We start from the raw sequence: 13,229 nt of genomic DNA on the forward strand, positions 1-13,229 counted from the left end.
GGGGCTACACGTGCGGCCTGCGTCCGCGCTCCTGCTCCGGGAACGACTGGTCCTCCCCCGGCAGCGTCGGCTTCGGGAGCGTGGCCACCTCCTGCTTCGCCCGCTCCCACTGCTGCGCCGTGTCGGCCGGGAGCTTCGGCGGGCGCGGCTTGGCGTGCGAGAAGCGGAACGCCGAGGTCAGGTCGCCGAAGGTGTCGCGGCGCCAGTCGGTGATGTTGGGTTCCGCGACGCCCGTGAACTTCTCCAGGAACTGGAGCGCCGACGTGTGGTCGAAGGACTCCGAGGCCACCCAGCCGCCCACCGTCCAGGGCGAGACGATGATCGCCGGGACGCGGAAGCCGCCGCCGATGGGGAGACCCTGGATGAATTCGCCCGCGGTGCCCGCCGGAGGCGTCGGCGGGGTCACGTGGTCGAACAGGCCGTCGTTCTCGTCGTAGTTGAGGATGAAAGCGGTCTTCGCCCACACCTTCGGGTTCGACGCTATCGCCTCTATTTTGCGGGCCACGAAGTCGGCTCCCGCCGCCGGCAGATAGTCCGGGTGCTCGGACTCGTACGACGTCGGCATGATCCAGCTGACCGCCGGGAGGCGGTCGTTGCGGGCGTCGTCCTCGAAGGTGCCCTCGGGCTGGGGGCGCATGCCGCGTTCGTAGAGGTCGCTGCCCGGCGCCGCGTTCTTGAACGAAGCGAACTGCTCCAGCATGTTGCAGCCGTAGTCGTCGTCCTGCTGGTACACCTTCCAGCTGACGCCCGCCGCCTGGAGGCGCTCCGCGTATGTCGTCCAACGGTAGGGCTGCGGAGCCGTGTTGTTGAGGACAGGCCCGCCCTTCGTGCCGGACGGGTCGATCGAACCCGTCATCCAGTAGAGGCGGTTGGGCCACGTCGGGCCGAAGACGGAGCAGAAGTAGTTGTCGCAGATGGTGAAGGTCTCCGCGAGGGCGAATTGGAAGGGGATGTCCTTGCGCGTGTAATAGCCCATCACGTACGGGCCGTTGACGCCGTCGGCCTTGCGGTGGGCCGGGAGCCACTGGTCCATCTTCCCGTTGTTCCACGCCTCGTGCTGGACCGACCAGGCGTGGCTCGTGGACGGGATGGCCTGGGCGCTGGAGGTGTGCGTGTCCAGGTGGAACGGGAGCAGGTAGCCCTTCGGGTTCTCCGCGTCGGGCTGATAGAAGACCGAGCGGCCGGTGCTCAGCTTCTGCGCCTCGGGGTCGTTGAAGCCGCGTACGCCCTTGAGCGTGCCGAAGTAGTGGTCGAACGAGCGGTTCTCCTGCATGAGCATCACGACGTGCTCGATGTCCCGGAGCGAGCCCTTGCGTGGCGGGCCCGCCGCCACCGCCTTCTGGACGCTGGGCGGCAGGAGCGAGAGCGCGGCGGCGCCACCGACCGCGCCGGCCGCGGAGCCGAGGAGTCTACGTCGGGTGAGTTCGGCCATGAGTGTCCCCTGGTGTGAGATGCCGGAAGGTCCGGGCATGCCAACGGCCCGCGTGCGACGGGCCGTTGGATCACTGTGCGGCGCGCCGGATGTGGCGCGGAGGAGGCCCACGATGAACTCGGGAACAACGTGCGGAGAGCGCTTTCCCAACCCATGGGACGCCCTTGAACCGCCATACCTGCCGTATGCATGCACTTGACCGGACGGTCGCTTTCACGGCCACTTCCACGGCCGCTTCCACGACCGCTCCGGCGTCCGCCGCGTGGACGCGTCCGCACTCCCGGCGTACTGTGGGCACCACCCCGAACCTCTGACTGAGTCAACAATCTGACCCGCGAGGTGGCCCATGACCGTGCAGGACATCCGGTCCTTCAACCGCTTCTACACGAACGTGATCGGCGCGCTCGACTACAGCCGCCACCTGTACGCCCCGTACACCCTCACCGAGTCCCGCGTGCTGTACGAGCTGGCGCACACGGAGAAGGTCGACGCGGCCGACCTGCGCGTCCGACTGAGCCTGGACGCCGGGTACTTGAGCCGCATCCTGGGCAAGTTCGAGCGGGACGGGCTCGTCGAGCGCGGCTCGTCGGAGAAGGACTCGCGGCGGCGCCGCATCACCCTCACCGGGCGCGGCCGCACCACCGCCGAACTGCTCGACGAGCGCTCGCGGGAAACCGTCGGGGCGCTCCTCGACTCCGTCCCCGCCACCGACCGCGACCGCCTGTCCGAGGCGCTGCGCACCGTCCGCGAGATCCTCGGCGACGGCCGCGCCGCCCCGCACCCCGAGAACGTACTGCTGCGCGAGCCCGGCCCCGGCGACCTGGGGTGGATCGTCGCACGCAACGGGGCGCTGTACGCAGCCGAATTCGGCTGGAACGCGGACTACGAGGGCCTGGTCGCGCGCATCGTCGCCGACTTCGCAGAGGACCACGACCCGCACCTGGAGCGGGTGTGGATCGCCGAGCTGGACGGCCGTCCGGTGGGCTGCGTGATGTGCGTACGCGACGAGGCTCCGGGCACCGCGCGGCTCCGGCTGCTGCTGGTCGAGCCGGAGGCGCGGGGGCTCGGCATCGGGGACCGGCTGGTGCGGGCCTGCGTCGACTTCGCGCGGGGTGTCGGGTACCGGGAGATGACGCTGTGGACGAACGACGTGCTGAAGTCGGCGCGTTCGATCTACCAGCGGCACGGGTTCGTACTCGTCGGCGAGAAGCCGCACCGCTCGTTCGGCGCGGATCTGATCGGCCAGGACTGGAAAATGACCCTCCATAGGACGGCGGACTGACGGGTAGGGTCCGCCCCATGAAGCTGGCGTTCTCCACCCTCGGTGTCCCCGGTCTCCCTCTCGACGACGTGCTCGCGCTCGCCACCGAGCACGGCTATCACGGCGTCGAACTGCGTGCCCATCCCGAAGAGCCGGTGCATCCCGGGATCGACCGGGAGCAACGGGCCGATGCCGTCTCCCGGTTCAAGAGCGCCGGGGTCGAGGTCCTCGGCGTGGCCGGGTACGCGCGTGTGGCGGCGCCGGGCGAGGACGGGCCGGTGCTCGACGACGTGCGGGCGCTGGTGGACCTCGCGCGTGACCTGGGCGCACGGTACGTACGCGTCTTCCCTGGCGGGGGCGACGAGCAGGGCCCCGAGGAGGCGGATGCCACGGCCGCCCGGCGGCTGGGCGTCGCTGCCGAGTATGCGGCGGACCGGGGTGTGCGGGTGTTGCTGGAGACGCACGACTCGCATCGGACCGGGGCGGCCGCGTCCCGCATCCTCGGGACCGTCGGCCACCGGAACGTGGGGGCGTTGTGGGACGTGATGCACACGTGGCTCGGGGGCGAGCAGCCGGTGGTTTCGTACGCGGCGCTGTCCCCGTACCTGGGGTACGTACAGGTGAAGGACATCGCCGGGCCCGATGACACGACGCCGCTGCCGCTGGGGGGTGGGGTGCTTCCGTTGGCCGAGTGTGTGGAGGTGCTGAGTCGGGAGGGGTGGGACGGGTGGTTGTGCTGGGAGTACGAGGCGCGGTGGTACGAGGCGGCGGCCCCGCTGCCTGAGTTGCTCGGGGCGGGCCGGGAGCACCTGGGGCGCCTGCTGAACGAGTCGGCGTAGCCCTGTTGCGCCCACCGTTGCCTACGCCTCGGGGCTCCGCCCCGGACCCCGCTGCTCAAACGCCGCAGGGGCTTAATTTGGCCCACCCGGCGCGGCGGCATGACCGGGCACGCCCGGCACAGGGGCTTGAAGGTGCGCGCCCGCGCAGGGGCATGACTTTGCGTACCCGGCACCGGGGCTTTGACTGTGCCTGTCCGCCACAAGGGCTTAGAAGTGACCACCCTGCGCAGGGGATTGAGAGTCACCGCCCGACACAGCGGCTTGCTTTGACGCGCCCTGAGGAACAGGAGGCAAATCGCCCGAGGCGGTGGGCAAATCAAGCCCGCCTTTCGAACGAGAGCCCGCGGGGTCCGGGGCGGAGCCCCGTGGCGTAGGCAGCGGTGACCGGGGCGCGGACCTTGGCGTCGGCAGCGGTGACCGGCCCCCCGCGCGGGACGTAAGTGCCACCCCGCCCACCAGCAACGCCGCCGCGCACCACTGGAGCGCGCTCACCGGCTCGCCGAGGAAGATCGTCGCCGACGACATGCCGAAGACCGGGACCAGCAGGGCGTACGGCGCCACCCTCGACGCGTCGTAGCGGCGCAGCAGACCGCTCCAGGCGGTGAAGCCGAAGAGGGTCGTCACCAGCGCCACGTAGAGGATCGCCCCCGCGCCGGGGAGGTCGAGGGAGGACAGGGCCTCGGCGTCGCGGTCCGGGCCCTCGAACACCACCGACAGCGCGAGCAGCGGCAGCACCGGGACCGCGCTCGACCAGACCATGAACGCGAACGGGGCCTCGGGCGACGCCTTGCGGGTCAGGACGTTCGACACGCCCCAGAAGACCGCCGCGACCAGGACGAGCGCGAACGCGCCGAGCGGGCCCGAGCCACCCTCGTCGACCGCCGCCACCACGATGCCCGCGAGCGCCACCGCCATGCCCAATACCCTCACGCGGCCCGGGCGTTCACGCAGGAACACGAAGGCGATGACCGCCGTGAAGACCGCCTGGATCTGGAGGACCAGGGAGGACAGGCCGGCCGGCATCCCCGCGTTCATGCCCACGAAGAGCAGTCCGAACTTGCCGACGCCGAGCGCGAGCCCCACCCCCACGATCCAGCGCCACGCCACCCTCGGCCGCCCCACGAAGAAGATCGCGGGCAGCGCCGCGAGCAGGAAGCGCAGGGCGCAGAACAGGAGCGGCGGGAAGTGGTCGAGGCCGATGTCGATGACGACGAAGTTGACGCCCCACAGGGCGGCGACGAGTACGGCGAGGCCGGTGTGCGCGGGTTTCATGCGTCGAGGATCACCGGCCAGGACCATTTAGCACCAGCGAATGTTGCTGCATGGTTGGATGAAGCGTTGCTAATCGGAATCGGAAGGACCAGGGGGCCTGGGGATGTTGGATCTGCAGCGGCTGCGTGCTCTGCACGCCGTCTCCGTGCACGGCACCGTCGGCGCCGCCGCGACCGCGCTCGGCTACACGCCGTCCGCCGTCTCGCAGCAGATCGCCAAGCTGGAGCGCGAGACCCGCACGGCGCTGCTCGAACGGGAGGGGCGGGGCGTCCGGCTCACCGATGAGGCGCTGCAACTCGCGGAGACCGCACGTGAGTTGATGGCCATCATGGAGCGCGCCGAGACCGGTCTCGAGGAGCGGCGCGGGGTGCCGGCGGGGCGGCTGACGATCGCCGCGTTCGCCTCGGCCGCGCGCGGGCTGCTGCCCGGCGCGCTCGCCGATTTGGCCTCCCGGCATCCCGCGCTCGACACCCGGCTCTCCGAGGTCGATCCTCATCTGTCCGTGGACCTCGTGGCGAAGGGCGCCGTCGACGTCGTCGTCGCGCACGACTGGGACATCGCTCCGCTGCCGGCCCCCGCCGGGGTCGAACAGGCCGTGATCGGGGACGACTTGTGCGATCTGGTCGTGCCCGCCGGGCATCCGCTGGCCGGCCGGGACGCGGTGCGCCGCGAGGAGCTCGGGGGCGAGCGGTGGGTGTCGCAGCCGCCGGGCCGGGTGTGCCACGACTGGCTGCTGCGGACGATGCGCTCCGCGGGCTTCGAGCCGCTCATCGCCCATCAGGCCGAGGAGAATCCGACGCTGGCCGCTCTCGTGGCGGCGGGCCTCGGCATCGCGGTGCTCCCCCGGCTCGGGCGCGGGACACTGCCCGACGGAGTGGCCACGGTGCGACTCGAACCGGTGCCACGGCGGCGGCTGTACGCGCTGTGGCGCGACGGCACATCGCGCCGCCCCGCGGTCCGGGCGGTCGTCGAGGCGCTGCGCACCCAAGGGGACATCTGCCTGGTGCGGGCGACCGATCAGACCTAGGGCCCTTCTGACGGACCAGACTTGGCGCCCTTCTGGCGGACCAGACTTGGCGCCCTTCTGGCAAAACAGGCCCAGGGCCCGGACAAGCCCTGGCCACGGCCCAGTCACGGCCGCCTCGTTCACCACCTGCGCACCTATTTCACTGAATCCTCGAATTCCGGGAACCCGCGCCATCATGCTTCCGTCACAAAGACACGCTGCCGGAGAGTCACCGCAGTGCGGTGTCGGCCTCGCTGCTGGCTGCGAACGCTGACAAACCCTCTCCGCCGCCTGCGGCCGGCAGCGTCGCCGTCACCGGTACGCCCCCTCCATAGTGCCGGTGACGGCCCCCTCCTCGATGAGGCCGTCCGCCAACTCCCGCGCCTGCGCGGGCTCTTGACTGGCAGAAATTTTCCGGATACTCGTTGCGCGCGGAAGTTATTTTCAGGGTCCGCGCCTCCTCCGGAAGGAGCGATCGTGCCACTGTCCAGACGTACCGTGCTCGCCGCCGCCACCATCGGCGCCACCGCGGTCGGCCTCAGCGCCCCCACCGCACGGGCCGCGGGCGCCCCCGCGTCCGACCAGGCCCTCAAGAAGCTCATCTCCAAGATGTCCCTGGAGGAGAAGGTCGGCCAGCTCTTCGTCATGCGGGTGTACGGCCACTCGGCCACCGCCCCCGACCAGGCCGACATCGACGCCAACCTCAAGGAGCTCGGCGTCCGCACCGCCGCCGAGCTCATCGACAAGTACAAGCTCGGCGGCATCATCTACTTCGCGTGGGCGCACAACGTGCGCGACCCGCACCAGATAGCCGACCTGAGCAACGGGATCCAGAAGGCCGGTCTCCAACAGCCGTCCCGGATACCGCTGTTGATCTCCACCGACCAGGAGCACGGCATCGTCGCCCGGGTCGGCAAGCCCGCCACCCTGTTCCCCGGCGCGATGGCGTTCGGTGCGGGCGGCTCCCGGGGGGACGCGCGCAAGGCGGGCCAGATCGCAGGGGCCGAGCTGCGCGCCATCGGCATCCGGCAGGACTACGCGCCCGACGCCGACGTCAACGTCAACCCGGCCAACCCCGTCATCGGCGTACGCTCCTTCGGCGCGGACCCGAAAGCCGTGGCCGGGCTCGTGGCGGCGCAGGTCAAGGGCTACCAGTCCTCGCACATCGCCTCGACGGCCAAGCACTTCCCCGGACACGGCGACACCGCGACGGACAGCCACACCGGGATCCCGTACATCAGCCACACCCGCGAGCAGTGGGAGGAGCTGGACGCGCCGCCGTTCAAGGCGGCGATCGCGGCCGGCATCGACTCGATCATGACGGCCCACATCGTCGTCCCCGCGCTCGACCCGAGCGAGGACCCGGCGACGCTCTCCCGCCCCATCCTCACCGGCATCCTGCGCGAGCAACTCGGTTACGACGGCGTCGTGGTGACCGACTCGCTCGGCATGGAGGGCGTACGGACGAAGTACGGCGACGAGCGTGTTCCGGTGCTCGCGCTGAAGGCGGGCGTCGACCAGCTGCTCAACCCGCCCGACCTGTCGGTCTCGTGGAACGCGGTGCTGGAGGCCGTACGGGGCGGTGAGCTGACCGAGGCGCGGCTCGACGAGTCGATCCTGCGCGTGCTGCGACTGAAGTCGAAGCTGGGGCTCCTCAAGGATCCGTACGTCAAGCATTCCGACGTCGACCGCACCGTCGGCACCCCCGCGCACCTCGCGACGGCCGACCGGATCGCCGAGCGCACGACGACGCTCCTGGTCAACAAGGAGGGGCTGCTGCCGCTGTCCCGCCGCACGCACAAGAACGTGCTCGTGCTCGGTGCCAACCCGGCCTCCCCCTCGCTCAGCGACGGCCCGCCGACCACCGTGATCGGCGCGGCGCTCACCGAACTCGGCTTCACGGCCACGGTGCTCGCGACCGGCACGGCGCCCACCCAGGCGGTGATCGCGCAGGCCGTGGCGGCGGCCGAGGGCAAGGACGCGGTGGTCATCGGCACGTACAACGTCGCCAAGGGCAGCGCGCAGCAGTCGCTGGTGAACGCGGTGGCCGCGACCGGGGTGCCGGTCGTCACGCTGTCGATGCGCAACCCGTACGACGTCGCCCAGCTGTCCGCCGCCGACGCGCACGTGGCGGCGTACTCGTGGATCGATGTGGAACTGCGGGCGGCGGTACGGGTGTTGGCCGGGAAGGCGGAGCCGCGCGGGAAGCTGCCGGTGCCCGTGCAGAAGGCCGACGATCCGGCGCAGGTCCTCTACCCGATCGGCTACGGGCTGTCGTACTGATCCGTCCGTAGGGGGCGTACGCCGTGATCGGCACATCCAGCCCCCAACTGACGCAAAGCCCCCCGCACACCTGGCGTGCGCCCGCTGCCACGGGCCACGCTGGACGGGTGTACCGGGGGGAATGCCATGTTCGCGCGGTTGGTCGGGGTGGTGTGCGCGGTGTCGCTGCTCGCGCTCGCGCTCGCCGGATGCCAGGGCTCCCCGGGCTCTGGTGACGATCCCTCCCCGCGTACGTCCTCCGGGTACGGGGCGGTGTTCCTCGCGGCCGGCGAGTGCAGTTCGCGCGGGCGCGCGTCGTTCAACGAGGTGCCGTGCCGCAGCGAGCGGGCCGTGGCCCGGGTCCTCGACCGGCACGACGGGGAGCCGAAGGCCAGGTCCGCGTGCCCGGACCGCACCGACTTCGTGCTGCACATCAGCGAGAACCGGCCCGCGGCCGACGAGAACGGCGACGGGTCCGTGGGCCGCGGCTACGCCTGCATGCGCAACCTCGATGCCCCGCACCCCGGCGACCCGGGCGGCGGTGGCGGCCCCCGCACGATCGTCGGCGACTGCCTCACGGCGGCGGGCAGGGGCCAGGTCCGGGAGACGGCCTGCGCCGGCACGGGCTCACGCGCCCCGCAGTACCGGGTGACCGAGGCGGTGCTGTCCCGCTCGGCCTGCCCGCCGTCGACCACGCTCTACGTGACGCTGGGCGGAAGCAGGCCGGTGGGGTGCGCGGTCACGGTGTGAGGGGCCGCCCCGGCCTGCCGCCCGGCACCGCCTCGCACGGGCCGTGGCCCCGGTTCAGCACAGGATCCAGCCGGTGCGTACCGACTTCGTGCCCACGGAGCCCTTCACCCGGACACAGCGGTGTCCGGCGTGCACGGTGACCGGGCCCGCGTGCCGGGTGTAGCGGCCCTTGTCGGCGACGGCCCGGTTGCCGCGGGCCTGGACGCTCACGGTCATGGTGCGGCGGGCGCCGGTGCGCTTGGCGTAGGTGACGGCGCAGACGTAGCCGTTGTTCTTGTAGAGGACCGTGCGGCCGGTCTCGAAGCGCAGGGTGCGGACGTGGTGTCCGCCGCACAGCGAGGCGGCCTGGGCTCCGGTGACCGTGGGCCCGCCGAGGACCAGCAGGGCCGCGGCGACCAGGACGGACAGTGCCGGCGCGAGCACCCGGCATGGCCCGCGCGGCGTGCGTATGTCGCCCTCACCGAGCCCTTGTCCGCGCACCGCAGCCCCTCCCGTCACATCCGCACCAGCGTACTGTTGAACTGACGCGACAGACGGGCGGGGCGGTTGCGTGCCGACGCCGCCGACGACCGTGTGATCTCCGGCATCACGTCGAAGAGCTGACCTCGCCCGCCTCCACCGGCTCCCCCAGGAACGTCTGCCACAGCGCGGCGTACTTCCCGCCCAGTTGAAGCAGCTCGTCGTGCGTGCCGTCCTCCGCGACGCGGCCGTGGTCCATCACGACCACCCGGTCCGCGCGGGCCGCCGTCGTCAGGCGGTGGGCGACGACCAGGGTGGTGCGCTTGCCGGAGATGCGGTCCGTGGCCTGGTTGACCTGGGCCTCGGTGGCGAGGTCGAGGGCGGCGGTCGCCTCGTCGAGCAGGAGGATGTCCGGGTCGACGAGTTCGGCGCGGGCCAGGGCGATCAACTGCCGTTGCCCCGCGGAGAGGTTGCGGCCGCGCTCGGCGACCTCGTGGAGGTAGCCGCCGTCGAGCGTCGCGATCATCTCGTGCGCGCCGACCGCCCGCGCCGCCGCCTCCACCTCCGCGTCGCTCGCGTCGGGCCGCCCGTACGCGATGGCGTCGCGGACCGTGCCGGGGAAGAGGTAGGCCTCCTGCGGGACGACGCCGAGGCGGTGCCGGTACGCCGTGATGTCCAGCTCGCGCAGGTCGATGCCATCGGCGGTGACCCGTCCTGCCGTCGGGTCGTAGAACCGGGCGACGAGCTTGACGAGGGTCGACTTGCCCGCGCCGGTCTCGCCGACGAACGCGACGGTCTGCCCGGCGGGGATGCGCAGGTCCACGCCGCTCAGCGCCACCTCCGGCTCGTCGGCCGACCCGTACGCGAAGTCGACGTCCTCGAAGGCGATCTCGCCGCGCAGCGACGGCACCTCGCGGGGGCGCTCGGCGTTCTTCGTCGACGTCGGCTCGCGCAGCAGTTCCTGGATGCGGCCGAGCGAGACGGTGGCCTGCTGGTAGCCGTCGAAGACCTGCGACAGCTGCTGCACGGGCGCGAAGAACAGGTCGATGTAGAGGAGATAGGCGACCAGCGCGCCGGTCGTGAGGGTGCCCGCGTCGATCCGGTGCGCGCCCACCGCGAGGACGGCCGCCGTCGCCACGGCCGACAGGAGCTGTACGAACGGGAAGTACACGGAGATCAGCCACTGGCCGCGGATGCGCGCCTTGCGGTAACTGGCGCTGCCCGCCGCGAACTTCTCGCGGCCGTCCCTCTCGCGCCGGAAGGCCTGCACGATCCGCAGCCCGGCCACCGTCTCCTGAAGGTCGGCGTTCACGACGGAGATCCGCTCGCGCGCCAGCTCGTACGCCTTGACGCTGGAGCGCCGGAAGAAGAACGTCCCGATGATCAGCGGCGGCAGCGTCGCGAAGACGACGAGCGCGAGCTGTACGTCGATCACGAGGAGCGCGACCATGATGCCGAAGAACGTGACGAGGGAGACGAACGCGGTGACGAGCCCGGTCTGCAGGAACGTCGACAGGGCGTCCACGTCGGTGGTCATCCGGGTCATGATCCGACCCGTCAACTCCCGCTCGTAGAAGTCGAGTCCGAGCCGCTGGAGCTGGGAGAAGATCTTCAGGCGGAGCGAGTACAGGACCCGCTCGCCGGTCCGTCCCGTCATCCGCGTCTCGCCGAACTGCGCGGTCCACTGCACGAGCACCGCGGCGAGGCCCAACGCGGCCGCTGTCCACACCGCGCCGATCGCGAGCTGCGAGACGCCCTCGTCGATGCCGTGCCGGATGAGGATCGGCAGCAGCAGGCCCATGCCCGCGTCGACGGCGACGAGCGCGAGGCTGATCAGCAGCGGCGTCCGGAAGCCGCGCAGCAGACGGCGCAGACCGTACGACTCCTCGGCGGTGACGGCCCGCGCCTCGTCGACGTCGGGGGTGTCGGTGGCCGGCGGCAGCGCGTCGACCTGCGCGAGGAGTTCCGGTGTCGCGGGCGTCCCGGCGAGCGCGGCGTCCCGCGGTTCGCGGTCGCCCGTCCACAGCCTGGGGGTGACGCCGCGTTCGGCGTCGAACTCGGCGTCCAGCTCCTCGCGTACGGAGGTGTCCTCTGTTTCATGAACCGTCGGCGGGACGTGTCCCGGCGACACCCCGCCCAGCTCGTCGGGATCGGTGAGCAGGCGCCGGTACAGCGGCGATCCGGCCTCCAGCTCCTCGTGCGTGCCGATCGCGGCGAGCCGCCCGCCGTCGAGGACGGCGATCCGGTCGGCGAGGCCGAGGGTGGAGCGGCGGTGCGCGATGAGCAGCGTGGTGCGGCCCGCCATCACGTGGGCAAGGGCCTCGTGGATCTCGTGCTCGACGCGGGCGTCCACGGCGGACGTCGCGTCGTCGAGGACGAGGAGGCGGGGGTCGGTGAGGATGGCGCGGGCGAGCGCGACGCGCTGGCGCTGGCCGCCGGAGAGGGTGAGGCCGTGCTCGCCGACCTTGGTGTCGTAGCCCGCGGGCAGCGCGCTGATGAACTCGTGGGCCTGCGCGGCGCGCGCGGCCGTCTCGATCTGTTCCTGCGTCGCGTCCGGGGTGCCGTACGCGATGTTGGCGCCGACGGAGTCGGAGAACAGGAACGAGTCCTCCGGGACGAGCCCGATCGCGGAGCGCAGCGACGCCGTCGTCAGCTCGCGCACGTCGTGGCCGCCGACGAGGACGGCGCCGTGCGTGATGTCGTAGAAGCGCGGGAGCAGGAGGGAGACGGTGGACTTGCCGGAGCCGGAGGAGCCGACGACGGCGAGGGTCTCACCGGCCCTGATCTCCAGGGAGAGGCCGTCGAGGACGGCGTGTTCGGCGTCCGAGTACGTGAAGGACACGTCGTCGAACTCGACGGTCGCGGGGGCGTCCGCGGGCAGTTCCTTCGTACCGTCGACGAGGCTCGGCTCGGTGTCGATCAGTTCGAGGACGCGCTCGACACCGGCGCGGGCCTGCTGCCCGACGGTGAGGACGACCGCGAGCATCCGGACGGGCCCGACGAGCTGCGCGAGGTACGAGGAGAACGCGACGAACGTGCCGAGCGTGACCTGCCCGTGCACCGCGAGCCAGCCGCCGAGGGCCAGCATGGCGACCTGCCCGAGGGCGGGCACGGCCTGGAGCGCCGGCGTGTACTTCGAGTTCAGCCGGACGGTACGAAGCCGCCCCGCGAAGAGCCTGCGGCCGACCGTCTTGAGCTTCCCGGTCTCCTGGTCCTCCTGCCCGAACCCCTTCACGACGCGGACGCCGCTGACGGACCCGTCGACGACCCCGGCCACGGCGGCGGCCTGCGCCTGCGCGTACCAGGTGGCGGGGTGCAGCCGGGAGCGGCTGCGCTTGGCGATGAACCAGATGGCGGGGGCGACGGCGAGCGCGACCAGGGTCAGCGGCGGCGACAGCCACGCCATGATCACCAGAGAGATGACGAACAGCAGAACGTTCCCGATGGTCATCGGGAGCATGAAGAGCAGGCTCTGGATCAGCTGGAGGTCACTGGTGGCGCGGCCCACGACCTGCCCGGTCGACAGCTCGTCCTGGCGCCGGCCGTCGAGCCGGGTGATCGACCCGTACATCTCGGTGCGCAGATCGTGCTGGACGTCGAGGGCGAGCCGGCCGCCGTAGTAGCGGCGGACGAACGCGAGGACGTAGACGACGACGGCCGCGCCTATGAGGGCGCCCGCCCACACAGCCATGGACCGGGAGTGGTTCCCGATCACGTCGTCGATGATCACCTTCGTGATCAGCGGGACGAGCGCCATGACGCCCATGCCGCCGAGCGAGGCCCCGAGCGCGAGAACGACGTCCTTGGGATGCCGCCATGCGTATCCCGCCAGTCGTTTCGCCCAGCCCCGTTTCTCCGCCACTCCGTGCCGCCTAACGCTCGCTTGACCACTCGCCCTGAGCTGCCGAAGGGCCAACGCGAGCGGGATCGGATTTCATCCCGCTGTAA

Annotated in this window: 9 protein-coding genes; 5 read left to right on the top strand and 4 right to left on the bottom strand. The window is 71.4% G+C overall.

Annotation, left to right across the window (positions count from 1 at the left end):
* Positions 1 to 4: 4 nt before the first annotated feature.
* On the bottom strand, positions 5 to 1,432 hold the full coding sequence (locus tag ACYSUO_RS11455) for an alkaline phosphatase family protein (protein ID WP_461775951.1): 1,428 nt from the start codon (positions 1,430 to 1,432) through the stop codon (positions 5 to 7).
* Between the two features lie 346 nt (positions 1,433 to 1,778).
* Between ACYSUO_RS11455 and ACYSUO_RS11460 the strand changes: the two genes are divergently transcribed.
* Complete coding sequence (locus ACYSUO_RS11460; protein ID WP_461775952.1) at positions 1,779 to 2,714, top strand: bifunctional helix-turn-helix transcriptional regulator/GNAT family N-acetyltransferase; 936 nt, start codon at positions 1,779 to 1,781, stop codon at positions 2,712 to 2,714.
* Positions 2,715 to 2,731: 17 nt separating this feature from the next.
* Positions 2,732 to 3,532, top strand: coding sequence for a sugar phosphate isomerase/epimerase family protein (locus ACYSUO_RS11465; protein ID WP_461775953.1), 801 nt, complete (start codon positions 2,732 to 2,734; stop codon positions 3,530 to 3,532).
* A gap of 207 nt (positions 3,533 to 3,739) precedes the next feature.
* Here ACYSUO_RS11465 and ACYSUO_RS11470 read toward each other — a convergent pair whose 3' ends face one another.
* Positions 3,740 to 4,804: an EamA family transporter gene (locus tag ACYSUO_RS11470; RefSeq protein ID WP_461775954.1), complete on the bottom strand. Its 1,065-nt coding sequence runs from the start codon at positions 4,802 to 4,804 to the stop codon at positions 3,740 to 3,742.
* Positions 4,805 to 4,907: 103 nt separating this feature from the next.
* Between ACYSUO_RS11470 and ACYSUO_RS11475 the strand changes: the two genes are divergently transcribed.
* From ACYSUO_RS11475 to ACYSUO_RS11485, 3 genes are all read left to right on the top strand, one after another.
* Positions 4,908 to 5,831 (top strand): LysR family transcriptional regulator, encoded by a 924-nt coding sequence (locus ACYSUO_RS11475; RefSeq protein ID WP_461775955.1) that lies wholly within the window; start codon positions 4,908 to 4,910, stop codon positions 5,829 to 5,831.
* Between the two features lie 453 nt (positions 5,832 to 6,284).
* Entirely contained in the window at positions 6,285 to 8,093 is a 1,809-nt protein-coding gene (locus tag ACYSUO_RS11480; RefSeq protein WP_461776026.1) for a glycoside hydrolase family 3 protein, read from the top strand.
* 126 nt (positions 8,094 to 8,219) lie between these two features.
* Positions 8,220 to 8,822 carry a hypothetical protein gene (locus tag ACYSUO_RS11485; protein ID WP_461775956.1) on the top strand — a complete coding sequence of 201 codons (603 nt, stop codon included), beginning with the start codon at positions 8,220 to 8,222 and terminating at the stop codon, positions 8,820 to 8,822.
* Between the two features lie 54 nt (positions 8,823 to 8,876).
* Here ACYSUO_RS11485 and ACYSUO_RS11490 read toward each other — a convergent pair whose 3' ends face one another.
* Together ACYSUO_RS11490 and ACYSUO_RS11495 are read right to left on the bottom strand one after the other, a co-directional pair.
* On the bottom strand, positions 8,877 to 9,302 hold the full coding sequence (locus ACYSUO_RS11490) for a hypothetical protein (protein ID WP_461775957.1): 426 nt from the start codon (positions 9,300 to 9,302) through the stop codon (positions 8,877 to 8,879).
* A gap of 106 nt (positions 9,303 to 9,408) precedes the next feature.
* Positions 9,409 to 13,143, bottom strand: a complete 3,735-nt coding sequence (locus ACYSUO_RS11495) for an ABC transporter ATP-binding protein (RefSeq protein WP_461775958.1) — start codon at positions 13,141 to 13,143, stop codon at positions 9,409 to 9,411.
* Between the last annotated feature and the right edge of the window lie 86 nt (positions 13,144 to 13,229).

Source organism: Streptomyces sp. UC4497, assembly GCF_054871485.1.